The 23,238-nt window shown below is 54.9% G+C and carries 22 protein-coding genes; 18 read left to right on the forward strand and 4 right to left on the reverse strand.

From position 1 onward, the window contains the following. Window positions 1-473 precede the first annotated feature (473 nt). On the forward strand, window positions 474-842 hold the full coding sequence (locus GSF01_RS30495; RefSeq protein ID WP_159888219.1) for a phosphotransferase: 369 nt from the start codon (window positions 474-476) through the stop codon (window positions 840-842). A gap of 268 nt (window positions 843-1,110) precedes the next feature. On the opposite strand, the gene GSF01_RS26200 is transcribed toward GSF01_RS30495, so the two are convergent. The 3 genes from GSF01_RS26200 to GSF01_RS26210 form a co-directional block, all read right to left on the reverse strand. Continuing rightward, the gene (locus tag GSF01_RS26200) at window positions 1,111-2,139 is read right to left on the reverse strand and encodes an aminoglycoside phosphotransferase family protein (protein WP_159888220.1); all 1,029 of its coding nucleotides are present in this window, start codon (window positions 2,137-2,139) and stop codon (window positions 1,111-1,113) included. A gap of 220 nt (window positions 2,140-2,359) precedes the next feature. After that, entirely contained in the window at window positions 2,360-3,220 is an 861-nt protein-coding gene (locus GSF01_RS26205) for an aminoglycoside phosphotransferase family protein (RefSeq protein WP_159888221.1), read from the reverse strand. 238 nt (window positions 3,221-3,458) lie between these two features. Continuing rightward, complete coding sequence (locus GSF01_RS26210) at window positions 3,459-5,411, reverse strand: glycoside hydrolase family 127 protein (RefSeq protein ID WP_201305488.1); 1,953 nt, start codon at window positions 5,409-5,411, stop codon at window positions 3,459-3,461. Window positions 5,412-5,540: 129 nt separating this feature from the next. Here GSF01_RS26210 and GSF01_RS26215 point away from each other — a divergent pair, with 129 nt between their 5' ends. From GSF01_RS26215 to GSF01_RS26225, 3 genes are all read left to right on the forward strand, one after another. Further along, on the forward strand, window positions 5,541-6,422 hold the full coding sequence (locus GSF01_RS26215) for a helix-turn-helix domain-containing protein (protein ID WP_159888222.1): 882 nt from the start codon (window positions 5,541-5,543) through the stop codon (window positions 6,420-6,422). A 125-nt stretch (window positions 6,423-6,547) separates the two neighbouring features. Next, entirely contained in the window at window positions 6,548-7,576 is a 1,029-nt protein-coding gene (locus GSF01_RS26220) for an alpha/beta hydrolase family protein (protein ID WP_159888223.1), read from the forward strand. A gap of 116 nt (window positions 7,577-7,692) precedes the next feature. Beyond that, window positions 7,693-8,262, forward strand: coding sequence for an NUDIX hydrolase (locus GSF01_RS26225; protein WP_159888224.1), 570 nt, complete (start codon window positions 7,693-7,695; stop codon window positions 8,260-8,262). Here the strand turns inward: GSF01_RS26225 and GSF01_RS26230 are convergent. After that, window positions 8,225-8,830, reverse strand: a complete 606-nt coding sequence (locus GSF01_RS26230; protein WP_159888225.1) for an AAA family ATPase — start codon at window positions 8,828-8,830, stop codon at window positions 8,225-8,227. The genes GSF01_RS26225 and GSF01_RS26230 overlap by 38 nt on opposite strands. 241 nt (window positions 8,831-9,071) lie before the next feature. On the opposite strand from GSF01_RS26230, the gene GSF01_RS26235 reads away from it, so the two are divergent. The 14 genes from GSF01_RS26235 (at window position 9,072) to GSF01_RS26300 (ending at window position 23,223) form a co-directional block, all read left to right on the forward strand. Continuing rightward, entirely contained in the window at window positions 9,072-10,688 is a 1,617-nt protein-coding gene (locus GSF01_RS26235) for a helix-turn-helix domain-containing protein (protein WP_159888226.1), read from the forward strand. 148 nt (window positions 10,689-10,836) lie between these two features. Further along, window positions 10,837-11,727 carry a carbohydrate ABC transporter permease gene (locus GSF01_RS26240; RefSeq protein WP_159888227.1) on the forward strand — a complete coding sequence of 297 codons (891 nt, stop codon included), beginning with the start codon at window positions 10,837-10,839 and terminating at the stop codon, window positions 11,725-11,727. A 131-nt stretch (window positions 11,728-11,858) separates the two neighbouring features. After that, window positions 11,859-12,671 carry a carbohydrate ABC transporter permease gene (locus GSF01_RS26245; protein WP_159888254.1) on the forward strand — a complete coding sequence of 271 codons (813 nt, stop codon included), beginning with the start codon at window positions 11,859-11,861 and terminating at the stop codon, window positions 12,669-12,671. A gap of 195 nt (window positions 12,672-12,866) precedes the next feature. Further along, window positions 12,867-14,636 carry a cache domain-containing sensor histidine kinase gene (locus tag GSF01_RS26250; protein ID WP_159888228.1) on the forward strand — a complete coding sequence of 590 codons (1,770 nt, stop codon included), beginning with the start codon at window positions 12,867-12,869 and terminating at the stop codon, window positions 14,634-14,636. Window positions 14,637-14,742: 106 nt separating this feature from the next. Then, on the forward strand, window positions 14,743-16,140 hold the full coding sequence (locus GSF01_RS26255; RefSeq protein ID WP_235941750.1) for an ABC transporter substrate-binding protein: 1,398 nt from the start codon (window positions 14,743-14,745) through the stop codon (window positions 16,138-16,140). 175 nt (window positions 16,141-16,315) lie between these two features. Next, complete coding sequence (locus tag GSF01_RS26260) at window positions 16,316-16,516, forward strand: hypothetical protein (protein WP_159888229.1); 201 nt, start codon at window positions 16,316-16,318, stop codon at window positions 16,514-16,516. 741 nt (window positions 16,517-17,257) lie between these two features. Then, window positions 17,258-17,440: a hypothetical protein gene (locus GSF01_RS26265; protein WP_159888230.1), complete on the forward strand. Its 183-nt coding sequence runs from the start codon at window positions 17,258-17,260 to the stop codon at window positions 17,438-17,440. Window positions 17,441-17,895: 455 nt separating this feature from the next. Beyond that, the gene (gene ehuB / locus GSF01_RS26270; protein ID WP_159888231.1) at window positions 17,896-18,780 is read left to right on the forward strand and encodes an ectoine/hydroxyectoine ABC transporter substrate-binding protein EhuB; all 885 of its coding nucleotides are present in this window, start codon (window positions 17,896-17,898) and stop codon (window positions 18,778-18,780) included. 1 nt (window position 18,781) lies between these two features. Further along, window positions 18,782-19,435, forward strand: a complete 654-nt coding sequence (gene ehuC, locus GSF01_RS26275; protein WP_159888232.1) for an ectoine/hydroxyectoine ABC transporter permease subunit EhuC — start codon at window positions 18,782-18,784, stop codon at window positions 19,433-19,435. A 5-nt stretch (window positions 19,436-19,440) separates the two neighbouring features. Continuing rightward, complete coding sequence (gene ehuD / locus GSF01_RS26280) at window positions 19,441-20,163, forward strand: ectoine/hydroxyectoine ABC transporter permease subunit EhuD (protein WP_159888233.1); 723 nt, start codon at window positions 19,441-19,443, stop codon at window positions 20,161-20,163. Next, window positions 20,160-20,939 carry an ectoine/hydroxyectoine ABC transporter ATP-binding protein EhuA gene (ehuA, locus tag GSF01_RS26285; protein ID WP_328803708.1) on the forward strand — a complete coding sequence of 260 codons (780 nt, stop codon included), beginning with the start codon at window positions 20,160-20,162 and terminating at the stop codon, window positions 20,937-20,939. The genes ehuD and ehuA overlap by 4 nt, the downstream gene beginning before the upstream one ends. A 46-nt stretch (window positions 20,940-20,985) precedes the next feature. Further along, a complete protein-coding gene (gene ectA / locus GSF01_RS26290) occupies window positions 20,986-21,492 on the forward strand; it encodes a diaminobutyrate acetyltransferase (protein ID WP_159888234.1) in 507 nt (168 codons plus the stop codon). Window positions 21,493-21,520: 28 nt separating this feature from the next. Continuing rightward, the gene (gene ectB, locus GSF01_RS26295) at window positions 21,521-22,834 is read left to right on the forward strand and encodes a diaminobutyrate--2-oxoglutarate transaminase (protein ID WP_407945801.1); all 1,314 of its coding nucleotides are present in this window, start codon (window positions 21,521-21,523) and stop codon (window positions 22,832-22,834) included. After that, window positions 22,831-23,223, forward strand: a complete 393-nt coding sequence (locus tag GSF01_RS26300) for an ectoine synthase (protein ID WP_159888236.1) — start codon at window positions 22,831-22,833, stop codon at window positions 23,221-23,223. The genes ectB and GSF01_RS26300 overlap by 4 nt, the downstream gene beginning before the upstream one ends. Window positions 23,224-23,238 lie beyond the last annotated feature (15 nt).

Genomic DNA, 23,238 nt, shown 5'->3' on the forward strand with positions numbered 1-23,238 from the left:
GTTTGCAATTGGACACACTCCCATTAGAGTTTTTCGAGTAGAGTCGAAAAACTCCAACGACTACTCTAACGGAATTGTCTCAAAATCTAGACTGAGTTGGAATACACCTTCTTGTTAGACGCTTACGCTTATTGAATGTACTGATTTTAAGGAACTAGAGATTCTCAAATTTGATCGTAATGAACAAAATGATGGTTTCTTGTACGAAATATTTGGTTCAGATAACTTATTCTGCGAATGGAGGGTAAAGGCAAAAGGTCTGATTCTTTGTTGGAATGAATTTGTTGGAGATGCTTGGTTCGTAGGATGGGACAAAGACAAATAATTAGGGAGCATGATGATTTATGTCGGACAAAACAGTGAAGCCACCCAAAATCTTTATTTCATATATCACGTAACCTAATAGCCAAACTCCAGTATCCAATCCTCGTGGGCTTGAGAAGTCCAATATCCACTATGACTTTATCGAGAGCATGGTTCGTTTTCCAGCTATTAGATGTGGTACTGGCGAACCACACAGGAACTTTATTCACGGAGATTTTCACCAGTGGAACATTTTGTCGGACGGTACACGAATTACAGGCATTATTGATGGCAATTGCTTGTACGGCGATTCCCTGGTTGACCTTGTGATTCTAGATCGGCATATGCCTAGCAACGGCGTAATCCAGACGTATCTAGACTACCAAGCGGAATCTAGCATCACGATTCCTAATTTTAAAGAGCGGTTGATTGGTGCCTATTATTTCAAAGGACTCGACGGACTTCGATTCTATGCTAAGATGGGATGGGAAGACGCCTATCAAGTCACCCGACAGTTTCTTCTAAACCTTGAATCGTAACTGAACAAGATTTAAGGTAGTCAACTAACGCCCCACGATGTTTTTACCTAAAGGCATTACGCTAACCGGAGAAGCTAGTTCAATACATTATCAGATTATAACCACTAGGCGATCTAGTCATAACGGAAGTGACTCTAACAATGCTGCAGGAAGACTTGGCAAAGCATTGCAGAGGTTGAAGCCAAGCAGCCTAGGTCATCGAATTCGGTTTGTTCATTCTCTTTTCCGTTACTCTTATGAAGAGACGTATCTAACTTCGAATCCCTCGCTAAAATTGGTTTTCTTTCGAGTGAGGGCTGGTCTTCATTTCATAGATTTTTTGGAGCGTATGGACAAGGTTCGTCTTCTCGTCATCGTCCTCTGCGTGGAGATACCACTCCACAAGCCTGTACCCGAATACGAGAAGGATCATCTCGTAGACGCAATGATCAGCGATATGGGATACATCCGCATACTCCGCAAAGCCTTTGTAATACGCGGGGACACATCGCTGGTAGTATTCGACCATGTGGTCGATATCCGCTTCATCCGCAATCAGGCTTGCGAGATCCTCGCCCAAGTAACCCCATCCGGATGTATCCCAGTCGATGAGTGCGATTTTCCCATCGGCATAGATCAGGTTGGTCACCCAGAAGTCCCGGTGGCATAGCACGAGGGGCAATTTTTCGATGCGGGCGAGTATCTCGTCTGCGTGCTCATCGATATCGATGAGCATTTGACGCACGTGCTGCGGGAATCCGCAGTTTTCCGAGCGTATATAATCGTAGACAATCGGCCATGACCGGTAATGCTGATATGTATTCTTCATGAGATCCGCATGGCTTAGGTTAGTCAGGCTCTGCAGCACAGCGGGCTGCTCCGCATACAGTTTGCCTTGAAAGCGTCCTAACTCCAGCGCAGCCTGTTCATACATGTCACCGGTCAAGTCTAAACCGGTTACACCATCGATATATTCCAGCCATAGCTGGAATTCATTTTCTTCGGCATTGATCTCGGCGTGATAACATGCCGGCCAGCGTAAGGCATCAGAGAACGTCGCTCCCAAGTCAGACGTATAGAGATCATATTCCCGGCGCCATGAACCCGGATCGCCGTAACGCTCCCATTTCTTCTGAATTTTCAGAACGATACGGTACGGCAATTTTTCGCCATCCGCGGTTTCGACGATCCCCGTTACCAGGTACACATTTCCCACAGTACCGCCCTGTAGCGGCATGGTTTGACAGTCGGCCGAGATGATATCCTTATTGAACCGTCGGCTTAAGGCATAGATCAGCGTTTCGAGATTAATATTCATTTCTCCCAACCTCCGTATTTCTCCGTTTGCTTGCTCCATGGCGATTGTTCTGTTTCTAGTCCTCTTGTGGATGGGGTAACTCGTTTTATCCTGTACATACTTGTTCGCATGCTGCTGGGCGACATAATGCTCCCAACGTTCACGAGACAACGAACCTTTGGCAAGCGTGGCGAGAACGGCACAGCCCCACTCGGCCTGATGGCGGCAATCCGTAAATCGGTTACACCGACTTCCAATATTCCCACGCTATTAAGTAATCTTCCAAATCATGCGGATGGAATTTTATACAGATTCCGATTCGACAATAAAGTTGAAAGATGACTTCTTCAATCAACCTTGATCTTTCAATAGGCTCATGATGGAGCAAATCAAAGGCTGCCATTAAAGTTTCTAGGTTTAGATCGTCTGGAGAAGAGCAAAAAGCGTAAGTGAAGTCATATAGCAGAGGACCAATCATCGGTGCTGGGTCGATAACACCAACCAATGAGTGTTCATAAAACACAAAATTATGCACACCCGTATCCCCTTGCAGCAAATATCTTACTTGTTGATCCTCATGCTTCGATATGTTCTCAAATATGGATTCTACTCTGTTGAAATCCTCGATGGATAAAAGGCTTCCCCAATCATTTCTCGTATCCACTAAACTGCGATAGTTCCACTCACGCCAAGATGGAATCGGAGATTCTAGCCTTCCCCATTGGTCCGTTTGTACATATTTTTCGTAATGATTGAAAAGTTCTTTCACTAAGATTGTCAGCCAATTTATTTTTAATCCACGATTATAATGAGTTGTCCCTGTAAGGTATGTATACACGAGATACGCTTTTGCAGGATCCGTATAGAGAATTTCGGGGAAAAGTTCCAGATGCCGATAAGTCCCAAGAAATTGTTCGGTCAAAGCAATTTGATGCGGATGGTCAATTTTCAGAACGTATTTTGGCTCATCATGCTCTGAAAGAAAATAAACAATACCATCGGTAGTTCCGCTCCTGTTATTAGTTGCAATAACATTCCTATCAATGATGCCTTCTTCATAAAGAGTATGGATGATACTGGTAACGTCCGGTTTTTCTAACATTATTCATTTCCCCTTGGACCCACAGTTAGATGGAATGTAAATTTTCACTATTTCATTTCCTTAAATAATAGGGTGATTTTAGAGGGGCTACAAGATATTGTTTTGTTTTAATCAACTATGCTGCCAGTTAGCGAAACGATCGATCCACGATTCATGCTTTTTTCCTTAGTCCGAAAAATAAAAGGATCTACATATTAGTTAGGCCTAATATGTACATCCCTTTATTTTCTTCTGCCACTTACTGAACCCGGTTCCAGACGGACATCTCGCCCCGACCGCGGTTGCCCCATAAGAAGTAAGGGACGGCGCGGAACGCGGCCGGCCGGCTTTCCAGCTGCAAGGGACGATAGGGCTCCTCCGACCAGGAACCGGCGTCATCCCTCGCGGCCTCCCCCTCGATCACGTATACGCCGCCGAAGAGCTGAGGGTCGAAAGTCTCGGTCAACCCGGAGCCGGAGGCAAGCGTGAGCGAGGAGAGGGGGGCGCCGTTATCCAGCTCCTCTAGGCAGTACACCAGCGGGCCGCGCTGAATGGCTGCTTTACCTGCCAGGGCTCGGATGGAGGGATGGCCCTCTACCCATTGAGCGCGCACAGGCAGCGTCCACTCGATCTGATCGCTGTCGGTCCATATACGGTCGATCTCGGCATAGCCATTCACGATGCGGATCGAGTCCGTGCAGACTTCGCCATTGATGCTCAGGAGAGCCTCTCCGCTGCACCAGGCAGGCACCCGCAGGGCGAGCGTAAACCGCTTGGGCCGCTGGAGCCGGAGCCGGAAGCCGACGTTTCCGTTCCAAGGAAGCGCAGACTGCTGCTGGATGCCTACCGTTTCCTGCTCCACGACAAGCTCGGCCTCGCCGCCGATAAATAAATGGACAAACAGCTTGCTGCCATGGGTCGAGTAAATATAGTCTCCCAGAGAGGCGATAAGCCTGGCTACATTCGGCGGGCAGCAGGAGCATCCGAACCATTTCTGCCGCTCGGGCTTCACATGGTGCTTCCCGGGGTTTTTCTCGCAGGCTTCGGGCCATACTTCCAGCGGGTTGACGTAGAAATACCGCGTACCGTCCAGCGACATGCTGCCGAGCACCAGATTGTACAGCGCGCGCTCCATCACATCCGCGTAGTCGCTTTTCTGCTCCATTTGCAGCATGCGGCGGGCAAAGAAAATAAGTCCGATGGACGCGCAGGTTTCGGCATACACCGTATCATTGGGCAGATCGTAGTCGAAGGAGAAGGCTTCTCCATGGTGAGTGGATCCGATGCCGCCGGTCACATACATTTGCCGGGTGGTGATATTGCTCCACAGCCGGCGGCACGCCTCGAGCAATTCGTTATCCTGTTTCAGCAAGGCCAGATCGGCCATAGCCGCATACATATAGACGGCTCTCACGGCATGGCCGACGGCCACGCTCTGCTCGCGGACCGGCAGATGACTCTGGTTATAGGCCGCAGAGGGAGAGGGAACCTTGCCTTGCCGCCAATACGATGTTTGTCCGCGCCGTTCCCATTCCTCCACAAAGTAATCGGGCGCCTGTCCGCGTTGATCGATAAAATATTGGCTTAAGCGCAGGTACCGTTCCTCGCCGGTGGCTTCGTACAGCTTCACCAGCGCAAGCTCGATCTCCTGATGCCCGTCGTAGCCCGGCAGCTTGCCCGGTTCTGTACCGAATACGGAGTCGATATAATCGGCGAAGCGGCACATCGCGTCCAGCAGCTTCCGCTTGCCGGTCGCTTCATAATAAGCAACCGCCGCTTCCATCATGTGCCCGGCACAGTAAAGCTCATGGCATTCGTGCAGATTCGTCCACCGTAACCCGGGTTCCTTTATGGTGAAATACGTGTTCAAGTAGCCGTCCGGCTGCTGGGCGGCCACGATCAGATCGATCAGCCCGTCGGCGAGCTCTTCAAGCTCGGGGTCGGGATGAGCGGCCAGGGAGTAACCGACCGCCTCCAGCCACTTGGCCGGATCGCTGTCCTGAAACACCATGCCGCCGAATTCGCCCTCCTCGAGGCCCGCTGCTATTCGAAAGTTCCGAATGGCATAGCTTGGAGCCGCATCGGGAATCTGATCGTTCAATGCCTTCCATTGATAAGGAATAACCTTGTCGCGGATCAGAGCCGTATAAGGCGTCCAAAAAGGATCGTCAATCCGTACGCTTGGCTTGATGGTCTGGAATGAGCTGCTCATGGCTATTTAACACTCCTCGAATCGTATAGTAGGTCTTCCACATCCCTATTGTAGATGATAAAATAAAGCAAAAATACAGCGAAGCTCAACTTGTTTTTTATAATATTTCACACAGAAAGGTGAAGGCGGATGAACGATTCCCCGCTCATATCCATCCAAGCTCCGCCTCTTCCTTATTACCTGGAATGCGGGAAATCCGTCTACCAGCCCGGCTGGCAGCATCCGAGCCGGACGGGGCTCGGCATATTCGACCTTTTGATCGTCGTCAGCGGCGTCTTGCACATGGGGGAAGGGGATCGGAAGTGGACGCTCCTTCCGGGGCAAACCCTTCTGTTAAGTCCTGACGGCTATCATTACTCGGCTCAGCCTTGCGAGGAGGAGACCGTCTTTTACTGGATTCATTTTCAGATTATGGGCGAATGGGAGGAGCTGCAGCCCTTAAGCTCGATGAAGCAGTCCGGTCTGATGTCCAAGGCAACGGATGCGTTCCCCTATGTGAACCGCTCGGCGATTGCTATTCCCAAGTCCTGCTTCATCAGGGATGCGCAGGACTTATACCGCTCCGTCGAGCGCTTGCTGGAGCTTTCGGTCGAAACGCGTTCCGTCGCTTTTTGGCAGGAGCAGCAGCTTTTTCTGGAGCTGCTTCGCCGGATGGACCAGGGAAGCTCAGCCGATCAAGCGTCACAGGTAGCGGCGCTGGCCGGGAGAACCGAAGCGTTCCTCAAGCAAAATTACCGGAAGGATCTGACCAATGTGTCCCTCTCCGACGCGCTGCACTTTCATCCGAATTACATCACCCGATGCATGAAGCAGTGCTACGGCTGCACGCCGATGGAGTTTCTTGCGGCCTATCGGATCGAGCAGGCGAAGCTGCTGCTGCTCAAGACGGAGTGGTCCGTCGCCGAGATCGCCGAACAGGTCGGCTTCCGCTACACCCCTTATTTTACCAGCTGCTTCAAGAAGCAAGTCGGCGTAACCCCGCTCCGGTTCCGCAAGCAGTTTTCGATGTGAGCGGGAGCGACCTCTAGATGCAGCTTTATACCTCTACATAAAGCATGCTGACCCCCTTTTTTCAGTAGAGAAAGCAAGGTATAATACTCGCCAGATCAATGAATTTACAGGGAGTGGAAGAGACGATGGATTGGACGACCGATGCATTTCTGAACAAGCAGGTTGAGCAAAGCGAGCTGACAAGGCAGAATAAAACGGGGGCGCTCTACTCAGAAGCGGGTCGACAGGAGCTGCAGAGCCGTTTGAGGCTAGCGCTCGGAGAGTTCCCGACGGACAAGGCTCCGCTGCAGCCCGTGACGCTGGACGTGCAGGATTACGGCGACTTTATTCTGGAGCGGGTAGCGTATACGACCATGGAAGCCGTGCATGTTCCGGTCATGGTGCTCGTGCCGAAGGACGGCAAGGGACCTTGGCCCGCCGTATTGGCCTGTCACGGACATGGCGGCGGCCAGCGGGATGCGGCCGGACTCGATGCGGACGGGGTGCCGCTCGAAGCTCCCGGTATTCACAACCGCTTTGCCGTCGAGCTGGTGAAGCGTGGACTGCTAGTCGTGATCCCCGAAATCATGGGCTTCGGCGTTCGCCGCCTGGCGGCCGAGCTCAAGGCGAATCCGAACTACAGCTCCTGCGCAACCTTATCTGCCCAACTGCTGATGCATGGCAAGACGCTGGCCGGTATCCGGGTATACGAGGCTATGCGCGCTTTGGATTATATGCAGTCCCGCGAGGACGTTATCCCGGAGCGTCTCGGTGTTTTCGGATTTTCCGGAGGCGGGCTGATCGGCGCTTTTACAGCCGGGCTGGATGAGCGGATACAAGCTGCCGTGCTGACCGGATGGACGAATACGTTCCGCGGCAGCATCCTGGCGATGAATCACTGCATCGACAATTACTTGCCGGGCATTCTCCGCGATGCCGAGCAGCCGGAGCTGATCGGCCTGATCGCTCCGCGCAGCTTGTTCGTCGAATCGGGCGAGAACGATCCGATCTTTCCGGTGGAGCATGTACGGGCAGCGATAGCGGAGCTGGAGAACATTTACAGCGGCTTGGGTGCACCGGACCGGTTCCGCTCGGATATATTCCCCGGTCGTCATGAAATATCCGGCAGAGCGTCCTTCGACTGGCTGGCGGACCGGCTGCGGGGCGACGCGTAAGGAGAGGAATACGTATTTAAGCAAGCCGCCTGGCTGCAGGCGAATCCGGGCTATAACGGACGAATTTATGGTACAATGGGCAGGTTGTTTATTCTCTATACACCGAGGTGGCGTTTGTGGAAGCGAAATTTTGTATGGCTTGCGGCCATGCTCTAGAGATCCGGGACGTAGACGGCACGCCTAGAAAAGCGTGCACCGGGTGCAGCTACGTGCATTGGGGCGATTATAGCATCGGTGTCGGAGCTTTAGTTATCCGGGAGGGCAAGGTGCTGCTCGTCCGCCGGGCGCAGGAGCCGGGCAAGGGCAACTGGACGAATCCCGGCGGATATATTGAGCAGCTGGAGCCAATCCAGGAGACGGTGGAAAGAGAAGTCCAGGAGGAAGCGGGGATCACGGCCGTGGTGAAAAGCGTTGTCGCCCTGCGCGATCAGCCTCGCAGCATCCACAATGTGTATATTGCCTTTGCGATGGAGTACGTCTCCGGGGAGCCGCAGCCCGACGGCGTGGAAGTGGACGGCGCGGGCTTCTTCAGCCTCGAGGAGATGGAGACGATGCCGGTCGCGAGCTTTACCCGCTGGCTCGTTGAGGTCGGGCTCCAGGAACGATCCGCCGGGTTGATGATCGACAAGGAGCCCGCGTGGGACCAGATCAAGGGGTACGGCTTGTTCCGAACACAAGCCGGTTAAGCTGCTCCAGCTTATCCGGAGTAAGCGGCCCGGAGTTGTCGAAATCCAGCAGGGCCGAAGACGGGATGGGCCAATGGATCTCCCTGCGGCGTAACGACGGACGAAAGCTATCCCAATTCTCGAGCTTCCATACATCCAGTATGGAGGCTCTTTGTTGAATCCGCAGCTGGTAGGCGCGATCGTCAGGCAAATACACGCTGATGACCTTCAGCTCCACGTCCTGAAGAGAGGCCCCGATACGGGCAAGCTCGCGCTCCGGCCACTCGGGGTCTTCCGTCTCCTTGGTAAAGGGGCCGACCACCAGCGCGGATAGGCCAAGCTCCAAGTTCTCCAGCACGGCATCCATCGTGATCCGGTAGCCGAGGTCGCGGCAGCGGGTCTTGTAAACCTGGGAGTCGCGGTCATTCGGATCCAGTCCCGCCAGCGACATGATCTTCTCTGCGGCCGGGCGCAGCAAAGTGTCCATATCGAATAAAGGCGTGCGGCTGCTGCGCGCCAACGCTTTGGCGACAGTCGTCTTGCCCGCTCCTGCTGGGCCGATGATGAAAACGAGAACAGGTTTGGTCATTTGCAGCGGCTCCTTTTGGCATTGAACTGCTTTCATTATAAAGCGTCCGGTGGCCGATCTCCAGTCATCGCCTGCATGACGAACCGGCTGATAGGGAAACACTACCAGATGACTTTCTTTAGCATTCTGTGAGCCAAAAACGCAGGTTTGTCCCCGTCCGATAGTGAGATTAGGGGCTGTCCCTAGGGAAAAGATTCCCTTATACTGAGGGGCAAGCAGCAGGATCAGGAGGTGCGCACGAATGTCAGAGCCTATCACATTATGCATCATCGATGACATCCGGACTGTCGTGAACGGGATTGTCAAGCAGATCGACTGGCCGGCCCATGGCATCGAGATCGTCGGGACGGCCTCCAACGGAGAGGACGGGATGGAGCTGATCCGCCGTACCCGTCCGCATATTATATTGACAGATATCCGTATGCCGCGGATGGACGGACTGGAGATGACGCGTCTTATCCTAGAGGAAAGCTCGTTGTCCCGTATTATTTTTATGAGCGGCTATAGTGATTTTGAATACGCGCAGCAAGCCATTCGGCTGGGGGCCTTTGACTTTATCCAGAAGCCGTTCATGCCTTCGCAAATTGTCGATGTCGTGCTGAAGGCCAAGCAATCGGTTATGCTGGAGCTGGTCCGTCTGGAACGTTTGAAGGATATGGAGAGCAAGGTTCGCGAGAGCATGCCTGTCCTGCGTCAGGAATTTTTCCGGATGCTGCTTCAGGTGCCTTCCAGCTTGACCAGTGTGGAAGAGAGATGGAATTTTCTGGAAATCGATCTCGAACGGCATGATTTTATCGTGATGCTGATCGAGGTCGACCGCTTTGCCAGCCTGAGTCTGACGCTGCCGATCCAGGAGGTGGAGCTGGTCCGCTTCACGATTCAGAATATTATCGAAGAAACGATCGGCAGCAGCACGAAAGGTCTGATGTTCCGGGAAAATCTGCATCAGTTCGTCGCCGTGATCAACCCGTCCGCCCGCGAGGACGCGGAGGCAATCGCCGAGCGCTGTCGTGAGCATATTGCCCGCTACTCGCACTATACGGTGTCGATCGGGATCGGATCGCCGGTGCGGGAGGTTCAAGATATCGCGCTATCGTATCAGCAGGCGGTAACTGCTCTGTCTTACAGCTTCTATACCGGCGGCGACAGCGTCTACAGCTTCCGCAATCTACATGCCGGACGCACGCCTTCCCGGAGGCCGGAGCCGGAGCTGGAGAAGGAACTGCTGTACAATATCCGTCTGGGCAATGAGGAGAAGGCGCTCGAGTGGCTGGAGCGTATCTTCGCCGAAAGCCGCCGGGAGGGGGAGGTCCCGGACCCTGGCTCGCTGAAGACCGTATATTACGAGCTGGCTTTCATGATGAACCGGGTGATTGCAGAGAAGATGGCTGACGGCGATATGGCCGAGCTGGAAGAGAAGCTGGCGGATATCCAGAGGGATTCCGGTGCCACGCTGACAGGCTTGCAGGCCAAAATGACGGATTTCTGCCGGGCCGGCTGCGAGTGGGTGAGACGGCAGCAGACCAAGGAGGCCAACCAGCAGGTCGATCACGTCATCGATTATATCCGCACGCATATCGATGCGAATCTGTCGGTCGGCGATTATGCGAAGATGGTTTATTTGAGCAGCAGTTACTTCTCCAATCTATTCAAGAAGGTCACGGGGATGACCATCACGCAGTTCGTGACCTCCGAGAGGATGGAGAAAGCCAAGGAGCTGCTGATTCAGGGCATGCAGGTCCAGGAAATTTCCCTTCAGCTTGGCTATGAGGATCGGCCTTACTTCAGCGAACTGTTCAAGCGTCACACGGGCATGACTCCGTCGGAATTCCGGCAGCTGTACGAGCCGGGCAAGTAGACGGCTTCTTGTCGCCTGCATGCTCCCTGAAAGAGATCTGCCATACACAGTAGCATTATCCCCCTCTCAAAGTGAAATTCCCTCTCTCGGCTGATGCCGCTCTTCTTTTAAGATAAAGGTAACAGATACAGCAGGGAGAGGGTTGCAGGTGAAGAACCGGACATTGCATTCATATGTATTTATTGTGCCAAGCCTATTGTTCACGCTGGTGCTGGGGGTGTACCCGATCCTGTGGGCGCTCCGTTATATGTTCTATGACTACCCGGGCTACGGGGTGCCGCAGTTTATCGGGCTGGCTAACTTCACGAGGGTGATGAACGACGATGTATTCTGGCAGTCGGTTGTGAATACATTCGTCTACGCGGCAGGGAAAATCGTCGTGACGATCCCGCTGTCGCTGCTGCTGGCCGTGATCCTGAACCGTGCGATCCGGGGACGCCAGGTGCTGCGGGCGATCTATTTCATGCCGACGATCATCAGCGCCTCCGTTATGTCGATCGTATTCGGGATCGTATTTAACTCCTATAACGGCATCCTGAACCAATACTTGATGAAGCTCGGTATCGTCTCCAAGCCGATCGAGTGGCTGGGGCCGGATTACGCGATGGTGACGGTCATTATCATCGCGATCTGGGGAGCGATCGGGAACTACATGTTGTTGTTCCTGGCCGGGCTTCAGAATATCTCGGAGGATCTGTATGAGGCGGCCTCGATCGACGGAGCGAATACGCCGCAGAAGTTCTGGTATATTACCATTCCGCTGCTGGGACCTATCCTGCAGATGATTATGATGCTGGTCATTACGGTGTCTCTGAAGGGCTACGAGAACATCATGGTGCTGACCGAGGGCGGACCGTTCGGCAAGACGGAGGTCATGTTCCTCTATGTGTACAAGCTCTTCTTCCCGGTCTCCACGACGAATGCGAACGTCCAGCAGATCGGCTACGGAAGCGCAGTCGGCTTCGTGACGGCTCTGATTGTCGGTGTGGTTACGCTGTTCTACTTCGCCGCTTCCCGCAGGCTCAACAAGCTGTACTAATATCCGGCTGGATTGCTATCCATTCGAAAGGAGACTGAACGCGTGTGACTTCAACTGCCAGTACTATCGAAACCGTCCCGGCGGGCAACAATAAGGAGACGGGGCCTTCCCGCTTGCTCCACTATGCGTCCATGACGCTGCTCTGGGTATTTCTGCTTGCCATCGCCGTATTTACGCTGTTCCCCGTCATCGTAGCGATACTCGGTTCCTTCAAAACCAATCTGGAGGTAACGGCCGGCGCAACGCTGTTCCCGAAGGATTGGCTGTTCTCCAACTATGCCGAAGCGTGGAAAAAAGCGAATTTCGCCTTGTTCACCTGGAACAGCGTATTCGTCAGCCTCGCCACGACGGTCGGCACGCTGCTGATCACGACGATGGCGGCTTATGCGGTCGACCGCGGGAAGTTCGCGGGCAAGCAGCTGTACGTAGGGCTGCAGGCCAGCACGATGTTTATTTCCATCGGCGCCGTCGTGCTCCGTCCGCAGTTTGACCTGATGGTCGCCCTTGGGCTGAATACTTCCCTTTGGGGCGTTGTGCTGATCCTGATCAGCGCCCATGCGACCGCCTTTTTCATGCTGATCGGCTTTTTCAAGGGAATTCCCAAAGATCTGGACGAAGCGGCTTATATCGACGGCTGTAATTTTTATACGGTATACTGGCGCATTATACTGCCGCTGCTGCGCCCGGCGATCGGGGTTACGGCACTGTTTACCTTCCGTAATGCCTGGAACGAATATATTCTGCCATACGTGTTCACCATGAGCAATCCGAAGCTGCAGACCTTGACGGTCGGGCTGTCCAATCTCCGCTATGGACTCGGCGCCGCGGCTGAACTACAATTGATGCTGGCGGGGGCTTGCATCTCGATTTTGCCGATGCTGGTCGTCTATCTGTTCGCCAACAAATCATTTATGCAAATGACCGCGGGCTCGCTCAAGGGGTAACCGCAGTTAGCCAACCGGCGAGATGCCGGATTACGGAAAGAACCTGACGGGAAACCGCCAGGTTTTCTTGCCGTATTCGGGAGGAGTCGGGATCTGAGGCAGGCAGGGTTACCACGAGGGGGTAGCCGGCCGTTGCTGAGCTCGAGAGCTGCGGGAACACGCAATTGCGAGATAAGGGAAGAGGGGGGCGCATCCATGCAGCGGATTCTGTATCAGTTGTCGCTCAAAAAAAGGCTGCTGGCGGCTCTGGTGCTGCTGGCGATTATATGCACCTCGGTCACCGGCCTTATGTCTGTCTACCTGGCCTCCAGGGTGACCGAGGAGAATGCGGTCGAGTTAAGCCGGAATACGCTGAATAAGTCCGCCCAGGTGCTGGATGAGCGGTTGAAAAGTATGGTCGTAGCCTCGTCTGCGATCATGATCAGCGAGCCGTTCCGGCAAGTGATGAAGGATGTGGCCTCGGGGACGATCGAAGGATATTACCAGAATCTGACCGCGTTGCAGGTGCCATTTGCCCAGATGAAGCTGACGGAGACGTCTATCGACTCAGTGCTGATCGTTACGCCGGTGGGCGAGTTTTATCCGACGCAGGCCGTCCGGAATACCCGTGTCAGGCTGCAGGATACGGAGCTGTTCGACTTGTTCGAGGAGGGCTCGCCCGCGATCTGGGTCGAGAGCCATACGGACGAGCTGTTTGCCGGGGGGGCTCGCGTCATCTCCCTGCTGATGCAGCCGTATGTCGAGAGCAGCTCGGCGGGGGTTTATCTGATCATCAATATCCGGGAGGAGGCGGTAAGGGAGCTGATGCTCCAGAACATCAGCGACCCCCGGATCGGCTTCATGCTCTTGAACGGCAAGGGGGAGCAGGCCGTACGGTTTATGGACGAGGAGGCCAGCGCGGCGGATCGCCAGGCGCTGATGGAGCATATTCCCGGGTCTGCGAGCGGTTATCTGGGACTCGGCAAGGGAAAGTCGGAGCTGCTCGTCCATTATGCGCGGCTTCGATTGGCGGAGGACTGGACGCTGGTCAGCCTGCAGTCGAAGGAAGCGCTGCTGGGTCCGATGGCCGCGATCAAGTGGCTGGTGATGGCGATTATGGCCGTCTGCATCGTGCTGGCGCTGTTCATGTCCACCTGGCTGGCTGATCGGCTGCTCCGGCCGTTGTACAGGCTGCAGGGGCTGATGCATAAGGTGGAGCAAAGCGATGCGCTTGATGTACGCTTCGAAAGCCCGTATGAGGACGAGGTGGGCCGGGTCGGGCACAGCTTTAACCGGATGCTCGCGCGGCTGGACGAGCTTATTGTGGAGGTCAAGCTGACCGAGGAGGAGAAGCGCAAGTCCGAGATGAAGGTGCTTCAGGCCCAGATCGATCCTCATTTCCTCTATAACACCTTGAACACGATTCTATGGAAGTCGGAGACGGCGGAGCATCAGGACGTCAGGGAGATGATCTTCTCGCTGTCGCAGCTGTTTCAGCTTGGCCTGAACAACGGTCGGGAGCTGACGATTCTCGAGAAGGAGCTGGAGCATGTCCGGCAGTATTTGAAGATTCAGCAGAAATGCTATGAGGGGCTGTTCACCTTCGTCATCGAGCTGAAAAATCCGCTGCTGCTCCGAAGACCGGTAGTGAAGATCCTGCTGCAGCCGCTGGTAGAGAACAGTATTCTGCACGGCTTCAAGGATATGGAGCAGGGCGGGTTTATCTATATCGGGATAGACGGTGACGATCAGGAGCTGAGGCTGGTCGTGGAGGACAACGGCAGCGGCATGGATGCGGCGGAGGTGACCCGGCAGATGAATTCGGATCATGCGGAGAGGTCTTCCTATGCGCTGTCCAATGTGTACGGACGTCTGGCCTTGTACTATGGGGCGGGCGCCCGTATCGAGCTGCAGAGCAAGCCGGGCATACGGACGGCCGTAACGCTGACGCTGCCTGCAGCCGAGCTGGCCGAGCCTGGAAGATAGCAGGTTCCTCACCCTTCGAAAGTGAATTTACCCTTCCTGTTCATGAAGAAGCATGGTCTATAATGAGCTAAGTAAGCCAGTTAAAACAAACGGGGGAGGGTTTATTTTGAGTAAGAAAGGAAATGCAATCGCGTTAAGCCTCGTAGCTACGGTTATGCTGGCCGGCTGTTCTTCTTCGCCTGCGGAGAATCAGCCTCAGGGCTCGGGAGCCGCTGCAGGAGGAAGCGCAGCCAAGACCAAAATCACCTATTGGACCAATGACCGTTCCGATGCGGATTATATCAAGCAGGTCATCCAGAAATTCAATGAAACGAACAAGGACAACCTGGAGGTCGAACTGACGGTCATGGCGGATAACTACGACCAATCGGTCGATATCTCCTTCGCCAGCAAGCAGGCGCCAGACATCCTTCGCGTCGACTTCAATAAAGTGGTGCCTTGGGTCAAAAAGGGCTTCCTGACGCCGCTGGATCCCTACATCAGCGAGGACATGAAAGCGAAGTTCACCTCCACGTTCGCCGAGGAGAAAAATATTTACGAGGGTAAAATCTACAGCCTGCCGAACGTCGGTCAAATCTGGCGTCTGGTTTATAACGTAGACCTGTTCGAGAAGGCGGGCATCAAGTCCCCTCCGACAACGCTTCAGGAGCTTGTCGATACAGCGAAGAAGCTGACGGAAGCGGGCAAGAGCACGGGCGCTTACGGCTTTGCCGGCAGCTTCAAAAGCTCCTCCGCCTTTGACCGCGTCGCTTATCCGATCGCTACGCTGAGCGGCACGAACGTAGTGGAAGGGTATAACCTGAAGACCGGCCAATATGATTTTGGCGCCTATAAAGAAACGGTAGAGGCGCTGCGCCAGATGCGTCTGGACGGCAGCATGCTGCCGGGCTCGGAGGCGCTCGATATCGACCCGCTCCGTGCGCAATTTGCCCAAGGCAAAATCGGCATGTATGTGAACCACTCGGCGGAGCCAGCGGTCTACAACACGCAGTTCCCGGCGCAGATCAAGTGGGCATCGGCTCCAGTGCCTACGATTGACGGCAACAAGAAAGGCGCATCGCTCGTCAACGGCGGAGCTTATCTGTCCATCAGCGCGGAGTCGGACAAGAAGGACAAGGCCTGGAAGTTCATCGAATACATGTACAGCGACGAAGTTCAAACGGGCTACCATGAGAAAGGCTATGGCGTTTCGATCCTTCCGCATATTACAGCGAATGCCAAGCAAGGAGAGCTTCCTGGCATGGAGGGCTTCGTACCGACAGCCTTTGACGCGATCTATCCGGCCGCTCCGACGTATACCGTCGAGGGCAAGGTGGAAGGCGTGAAGAAATCCGATGCGTTTACAAAATATATGATTCAGGGCGGCGACTTGGATCAAGTGATCGCGGACCTGAATACGCGTTACAACGCGGCCCTCGATAAAGTGAAGGCAGCCGGCGATACGAAGGCGAAGGCAGACCCTTCCTTCGACTCGGCGAAGCTTCAAGGCACGCTGGGCAAGTAAGCGCGGCGCAAGCTCATCTCATACCCAAGCCCCCGGCCCTATCGGAGCCGGGGGTTTTGATGCTTGCAGCCGGCACAGGCAAGGGCGAGTTTTCGACTTGTGTGAAGTGGATCACATGAATACGGTTGCGCAGGTGGTATGCTTAACTCATAGGAACGATAAGGAGTGAAGCTAGATGAAAAACCCCAAGACCATTATGACAAAAAACTATCTCCACTTTTGCTATACTTGTCCGAAAGCTCACGAGTGCGCCACCGAAAAGCAGTGCATAGACTGCTGGATTGAAAAAGGATTGATGCCTGCCGAACTGCAGGAGCAGCACGGTCAGCAGGAGGAGCAGGAAATGAAGGAAAAGCTCCACGCATACGCCCAATAAAGACGGGCGGCCGCGATTGCCCCCGAACACCACCCATTCCCGCTATTGAATGCGATTACATAGCGGACTGCTCAAGCCGAGATGCCCTAGTAGCACGTTCCCGAAGTAACGTTACTTGTCCCTCATACCTGCATGGGTATCGGGATCGGCTAACGGACATGGCGGAGGTTGTCGATTCATTGTGAGTAACTGAGTTGAAACGTTATGCTTTCGCTAACGGACCTCAGCGTCTCTATTTGCAGCATTTTCGCGATATTGAAAATCTAACGGACTCAGATGACGCTATTTGGTGCATTTGCGCCCATTCTATGCGATTTTGACGTAAGTAAGGTCGTCTGTGTCCGTTACAATTTGAACAGGCCCCATTTTTGTGAAATAGCGACTGTGGTGTCCGTTACGTTCAGCCTTTACTTAACTGCGCTGCCGTCCACAATGAATCGACAGCCTCATGGCGTACTCTAAGCGGCTCCAAACGCCGGGAATACCAAGAAATTGTCGCTCTAAGGGTCCAATATGTCCCTTACCTTCGTATCTGTGTCCATCCCAACCGCTAACAGTTCAACATCTCCGTTAACCGTAACCCTGCCACCGTTTCTATGTTGCTCCATGATTACATGACTTTCAGATCGCTCTACTTACAGCCCGCACCTCCTGTACCCGGAACTTTGTGAAAATAATCACATGAATCCAACGGTGTCTGTGTTATGCTTGATCCATAAGAAACAGAAGGAGTGGATCCAAATGGAAGCCAACGGAACGATCGTCACGCAAAACTATCTCCGGTTTTGCTATACCTGTCAGCAGGCTCACGAATGTGTCACTGAAAAGCAATGTACGGACTGCTGGATCGAGAAAGGCATGGCTCCCGCCGACCTTCTGGAAGCGGATGAGACGAAGCGGCTGCTCCGCGAATATGCGGAGTAACGGAAGCATCCGGGTCATGAAAGCCATTCCGAACAGGAATGAACGTTCTCAACCACTCGGATGGACTCTTGTGAGACGGGGCGCTCGCCCTAGCTTGGATAAGCGATAAAGGCCGTCCTGTATGCCGAGGACGGCTTTTTGGCGTGCGCGCGATCGGTTGGATGGAGGCACAAGAAGCGATATGGATGGCAAAAGGGAACGTATGCTCCTGGCGGAATACCATACTTCTCCAGCCGGGGAAACCGCCGTTTGATATATGATCCCGCATGTTACGGGAGGAAAAGGGAGCATAGGGCGGGTAATCCTCCCTCAGACTAGGAGGGGAGGGATTATCTGGGAAAAACACTGCTGAGCCCGTGTGACTGACCTGGAAAGCTATGCTAGCATTAATAGTGTTCGCGCGAACAAATTCTTAAGAGGGGTTGTGTTGCTGCTTGAGAAGGGGGTTAGCGATCATGCTGTTTCTAACGCTGCTCACATCAGTCGTTGGGTGCGGGACCCAGGAAGCCGGGACGGCGGGAAGGGCTCAAGGCTCTGGACCGCAGGCCGGAACCGAGGATACGTTAGCGAAGGCGAAAAGACAAGGAGCCGTTACCATCGGCTTCGCCAACGAGAAACCGTACGCCTATAAGACGTCCGACGGTCAATTGACGGGAGAAGCAGTAGAAATTGCCAGAGCGGTTCTCGGCAAGCTGGGGATCAAGGAGATGAATGGCGAGCTCACCGAGTTCGGTTCCTTGATCGGAGGCCTGCAGGCAGGACGGTTCGATATGGTAACTGCCGGGATGTTTATTAATCCGAAGCGCTGCGAGGCGGTCTTATTCGCAGATCCGGAGTATAGCATCGGCGAGGCGATTGCCGTACAGAAAGGAAACCCACAGAAGCTGCACAGCTATGGAGACCTAGCTAAAGATCCTCAGCTGAAAGTAGCGGTCATGACCGGCGCGGTAGAGATCGGTTATCTGGAAGCCTCGGGAGTAGCCAAGGATCAGATGGTTCTTGTCCCGGACCAGGCTTCGGCCTTAAGCGCCCTGCAGGCAGGACGCGCGCAAGCGATTACAATGACCGGACCTGCGCTGCAGGCGATGCTCGACTCGGCGGGAGATGAGCAGCTGGAGCGGGTCAGCGAGTTCGAACAGCCGCTGGTCGACGGGAAAAGCGTACGGGGCTATGGAGCCACGGCGTTCCGTCAGGCGGATAAGACCTTCCAGGAAGCGTTCAACGCCGAGCTGAAGAAAATGAAGGAGTCGGGCGAGCTGCTGGCGATTCTGAGCGAGTTCGGCTTTACCGAGCAAGAACTGCCGGGGGACGCCACAGCCGAAGCGCTGTGCGCTCAGTAGGATGATATCCTCATGGACGCAGCTGCTCCCCTTGCCGCTGCAGGGGGCCCGGATCACGATAGTGGTGGCGCTGCTATCCGCAGGTGTTGCGCTTGTGCTTTCCATAGCGGTCGGACTTGCGCGCCTATCGGGGCTGCGGGCGATCAGATGGCTGTCGACGATCTACGTTGAATTTTTCCGCGGAACCTCGCTGCTTATTCAACTTTTCTGGCTGTACTTCGCTCTGCCCTTTGTCGGTATCGAGCTGCCCAAGCTGCTCGCGGCCGTCTTAGCGCTCGGGCTGAATTACGGCGCCTATGGCTCGGAGATTGTGCGCAGCTCGATACTTGCCGTCCCGAAGGGACAATGGGAAGCCGCTATAGCGCTCAATATGAAGCCGTGGCAGCGTATGCTCTACGTCATCATCCCGCAGGCCTTTGTCCGGATGCTTCCGCCGCTTGGCAACCTGCTCATCGAGCTGGTCAAGGGAACCTCGCTGGTTTACTTTATAACGCTGGCGGACTTGACCTACCAAGCGATGGTGCTGCGGAATAACTATATCGCATGGACGCCGCAGATCTTGGCGCTGCTGCTGATCATGTATTACATGATCAATGCGCTGATTGCATTCGCTATACGCCTCATCGAACGCAAGGCGTCGGTAGGGAGGCTTTGAGCGATATGTGGGATTGGGCTTATGCGCTGGAGATCATGCCGGAGCTGGTCAAGGCATTGTGGATAACGATACTGGCCACTTGCGGAGGCTTCGCGGTGGCGTGTATCGGAGGGCTTGTGCTGGCGCTGATGGTTGCCTCCGGGTGGCGCTTGGTGTCCTGGCCGGCTCAGGGCTTCATCAGCTTTGTCCGCAACACGCCGCTGCTGGTTCAAGTCTTTTTCTTGTACTATACATTGCCCAAGCTGACGCCGTTCACAATGTCGGCTTTTACGGTAGGAATTCTGGGACTTGGGCTGCATTACAGCACGTATTTGTCTGAAGTATACCGCTCGGGCATCAACGGCGTGCCCCAAGGTCAATGGGAGGCCGCGGTCGCCTTGAATTTTTCGAAGACCCAAACCTGGTTGAGGATTATTTTACCCCAAGCCTTGCCGCCGACGATCCCGGTTATGGGGAACTATCTGCTCGTGATGTTCAAAGAGACGCCCATCTTATCGGCGATCACGCTGGTAGAGCTGCTGCTGACAGCTAAAAACATCGTATCGGAATCGTACCGGGTATTCGAGCCCTACACGATGGTGGGCATTCTGTTCCTGATCATCAGCTATCCGGCCTCCCTGCTGATCCGGGCGATGGAAAGACGCTGGACGCTGCAGCCTGGCTGCGCTCCGGTCAAAAACGGAGCTTCGGCGGAGGCAAGACCGGAGAGTAAGGAGGCTGGCGCATGATGCAGCAGATGGTGAGATATTCCAAGATCGGCAAGACTTACGGAGAGGTAGAAGTGCTGAAGGCGATCGATCTGGACCTTGCCCCGGGCGAGAAGCTGGCGGTTATCGGACCGAGCGGCTCGGGAAAGACGACGCTGGGCCGGCTGCTGATGACGCTGGAGGAACCGACCTCCGGCACGATTGAAGTGGATGGCGAGCTGCTCTGGCACAAGCGGGAAGGGGATCGGCTTGTCCGAGCTGACGAAAAGCATCTGCACCGTATGCGCGGGAAGATCGGCATGGTCTTCCAGCACTTCAACCTGTTCCCTCATATGAATGTGCTTCGCAACGTTACGGAAGCTCCGCGCAAGGTACTCGGCCTGACCCGCGAGGAGGCGGAGGCGCAGGCCGTGTCGATGCTGGGCAAGGTGGGCCTCGGGGATAAGCTCGGGATGCAGCCCTCCCAGCTATCCGGCGGGCAGAAGCAGCGGGTAGCCATTGCCCGCGCTCTGGTGATGCGTCCCAAGGTCATGGTCTTTGACGAGGTCACCTCGGCGCTCGACCCGGAGCTGGTGGGCGAGGTACTGGAGGTCATCCGGGAGATTGCGCTGGAGGGCGAGATGGCTATGATGCTCATCACCCATGAGATGGATTTCGCCCGGGAGATTGCCGACCGGGTCGTGTTCGGCGCGGACGGACGCATCGTCGAGCAGGGTCCGCCGGAAGCCTTGTTTGAAAATCCCCAAAGCGAACGGCTTCAGGCTTTTCTGAAACGCTTCCGGTCATCCGGAGTGTGAGCTGGAACTGCGGGAAAGCCCAAAGCCGCTAGCGGAAAGGAGTCTTATGCAAAGCACAGCGGTAAGATTCCGGACGCCTGCACCCGAAGACGGGGCGGGGGTCTGGGAGCTGGTTCAGGAAGCGGGTACGCTGGAGCTGAACTCGGCTTATGCTTATATTTTGTTATGCGATTATTTCAAGGAAACATGTTTGGTTGCGGAAGGAGAGCGGGGGATCGCCGGCTTCGTCGCCGGATTTCGGCCGCCTGGCAAGCCGGACACCTTACTCGTCTGGCAGATCGCGGTCGCCCCCTCGGCCCGGCGCAGAGGCTTGGGCCGCATGCTGCTGAAGGAGTTGCTCGGAAGCGAGCCGTGCCGGGATATCCGGTATGTGGAGGCGACGATCAGCCCTTCGAATCTGGCTTCCCGAGGGTTGTTTATCCGGCTGGCCCAGGAGTACCGAAGCGAGCTCAAGCTGTCTTCCGGGTATCCCGCCTCTTTATTTCCGGCCCAGTCGGGCCATGAAGAAGAAGTGTTATTCACGATAGGGCCGCTGCCCGTTCATAAATCCTGACCATTCTAAAGGAGGAAACACCATGACGATGACGACGACGCTGGAGCTGCCATCCCTGCAGGTGTTCGATACGATGGAATCTGAGGTACGCAGCTACTGCCGCAGCTTCACGACGGTATTTACGAAAGCGAAGAATGCCAGGCTTTGGGACAAAGCGGATAATGCCTATATTGATTTTTTCGCGGGAGCGGGAGCCTTGAACTACGGGCATAACAATGACCGGATAAAGGCTAAGCTGGTCGAGTATTTGCTGCAGGACGGCGTGACGCACAGCCTGGATATGGCGACTGCCGCCAAGGAGCAGTTCTTGTCCCGCTTTCAGGAGATTATTCTCAAGCCCCGAAAGCTCACCTACAAGGTCATGTTTCCCGGCCCGACCGGTACGAACGCCGTAGAGAGCGCACTGAAGATCGCCCGCAAGGTAACGGGACGCTCCACGGTCATGTGCTTTACGAATGCGTTTCACGGGATGAGCCTCGGCTCGCTCGCCGTGACCGGCAATTCCTTCAAGCGCCAGGGAGCCGGGGTGGAGCTGAATCAATCCGTCTTCATGCCTTATGACGGGTACTTCGGAGCCGAGACGGACACGGCCGCCTATATCGAGAAGCTGCTCGACGATCCGGGAAGCGGCGTTCCGCTGCCTGCGGCTGTCATCCTGGAGACGCTGCAGGGCGAAGGAGGCTTGAATGAAGCGAGCCGCTCATGGCTAAGGAAGATAGCTTCACTGTGCAAAGCCCGCGGTATCCTCCTGATTGTGGACGATGTACAGATGGGCTGCGGCAGGACCGGAACGTTCTTCAGCTTCGACGAAGCCGGGATCGAGCCGGATATCGTCTGCCTCTCCAAGTCCATCGGAGGCTATGGATTGCCGATGGCACTGACGCTCCTCAAGCCGGAGATCGATCTGTGGAATCCGGGCGAGCACAACGGTACGTTCCGCGGGAATAATCTCGGCTTCATCGCCGCGACGGAAGCGCTGGAATATTGGAGGACGACGGAATTCCAAAGCCGCGTCGGCTTGCTCGGCCGGACCCTACGCACAAGTCTGGAGCGGCTTCTGGCGCGATATCCGGAGCTTCATGGCACGATCCGCGGCAAGGGCCTGATCCAAGGGATCGCCTTCCGGGACGAGGGACTTGCCGAAGAGCTGTGCGCGATCTTGTTCCGGATGGGCCTGATTATGGAAACCTCAGGCCCCCGCAGCGAGGTGGCGAAGCTGATGCCTCCCCTTACGATCGAATCCGACGTACTGGAGCAGGGCCTGGAGCTTCTCGCGCAGGGGATGGCTGAGCTGGCGAAGCGCCAGACGGCTCGTCAGGTAAAGGAGGCGTCGGGACAATGATCGTCAAGCATCTCGAGCAAATTATCCGAACTCCGGACGATGTCGATGCGCCGACCTGGAATTCCCGGAGGCTGCTGCTTGCCAAGGATGGGATGGGCTTTTCTATGCATGACACGCTGATCAAAGCGGGAACGGAGACGCTGATCTGGTATCAGAACCATGTGGAGGCCGTCTATTGTGTGGAAGGCGAAGGGGAGATCGAAGTGATCGGCGGCCGGACATACCCGATCCGGCCGGGCACGCTGTACGCTCTCGATGGGCATGAGAAGCATTACTTGCGCGCGAGCTCTCAGCTGCGCATGATTTGCGTGTTCAATCCCCCGCTCGTCGGCCGAGAGGTACACGACGAGAACGGAACTTATCCGGCAAGTACTGCCAATCAAGCCTAGAGGAGGAGTTGAACT

The organism is Paenibacillus puerhi (assembly GCF_009846885.1).
GTDB classification, from domain to species: Bacteria; Bacillota; Bacilli; order Paenibacillales; family NBRC-103111; genus Paenibacillus_G; species Paenibacillus_G puerhi.

Excerpts from the sequence above, each read along its gene's own strand:
- GSF01_RS30495 (WP_159888219.1), top strand. The coding sequence starts at position 474 with ATGGTTCGTTTTCCAGCTATTAGATGTGGTACTGGCGAACCACACAGG.
- GSF01_RS26200 (WP_159888220.1), bottom strand. The coding sequence starts at position 2,139 with ATGAATATTAATCTCGAAACGCTGATCTATGCCTTAAGCCGACGGTTC.
- GSF01_RS26205 (WP_159888221.1), bottom strand. The coding sequence starts at position 3,220 with ATGTTAGAAAAACCGGACGTTACCAGTATCATCCATACTCTTTATGAA.
- GSF01_RS26210 (WP_201305488.1), bottom strand. The coding sequence starts at position 5,411 with ATGAGCAGCTCATTCCAGACCATCAAGCCAAGCGTACGGATTGACGAT.
- GSF01_RS26215 (WP_159888222.1), top strand. The coding sequence starts at position 5,541 with ATGAACGATTCCCCGCTCATATCCATCCAAGCTCCGCCTCTTCCTTAT.
- GSF01_RS26220 (WP_159888223.1), top strand. The coding sequence starts at position 6,548 with ATGGATTGGACGACCGATGCATTTCTGAACAAGCAGGTTGAGCAAAGC.
- GSF01_RS26230 (WP_159888225.1), bottom strand. The coding sequence starts at position 8,830 with ATGACCAAACCTGTTCTCGTTTTCATCATCGGCCCAGCAGGAGCGGGC.
- GSF01_RS26235 (WP_159888226.1), top strand. The coding sequence starts at position 9,072 with ATGTCAGAGCCTATCACATTATGCATCATCGATGACATCCGGACTGTC.
- GSF01_RS26245 (WP_159888254.1), top strand. The coding sequence starts at position 11,859 with ATGACGCTGCTCTGGGTATTTCTGCTTGCCATCGCCGTATTTACGCTG.
- GSF01_RS26250 (WP_159888228.1), top strand. The coding sequence starts at position 12,867 with ATGCAGCGGATTCTGTATCAGTTGTCGCTCAAAAAAAGGCTGCTGGCG.
- GSF01_RS26260 (WP_159888229.1), top strand. The coding sequence starts at position 16,316 with ATGAAAAACCCCAAGACCATTATGACAAAAAACTATCTCCACTTTTGC.
- GSF01_RS26265 (WP_159888230.1), top strand. The coding sequence starts at position 17,258 with ATGGAAGCCAACGGAACGATCGTCACGCAAAACTATCTCCGGTTTTGC.
- ehuB (WP_159888231.1), top strand. The coding sequence starts at position 17,896 with ATGCTGTTTCTAACGCTGCTCACATCAGTCGTTGGGTGCGGGACCCAG.
- ehuC (WP_159888232.1), top strand. The coding sequence starts at position 18,782 with ATGATATCCTCATGGACGCAGCTGCTCCCCTTGCCGCTGCAGGGGGCC.
- ehuD (WP_159888233.1), top strand. The coding sequence starts at position 19,441 with ATGTGGGATTGGGCTTATGCGCTGGAGATCATGCCGGAGCTGGTCAAG.
- ehuA (WP_328803708.1), top strand. The coding sequence starts at position 20,160 with ATGATGCAGCAGATGGTGAGATATTCCAAGATCGGCAAGACTTACGGA.
- ectA (WP_159888234.1), top strand. The coding sequence starts at position 20,986 with ATGCAAAGCACAGCGGTAAGATTCCGGACGCCTGCACCCGAAGACGGG.
- ectB (WP_407945801.1), top strand. The coding sequence starts at position 21,521 with ATGACGACGACGCTGGAGCTGCCATCCCTGCAGGTGTTCGATACGATG.
- GSF01_RS26300 (WP_159888236.1), top strand. The coding sequence starts at position 22,831 with ATGATCGTCAAGCATCTCGAGCAAATTATCCGAACTCCGGACGATGTC.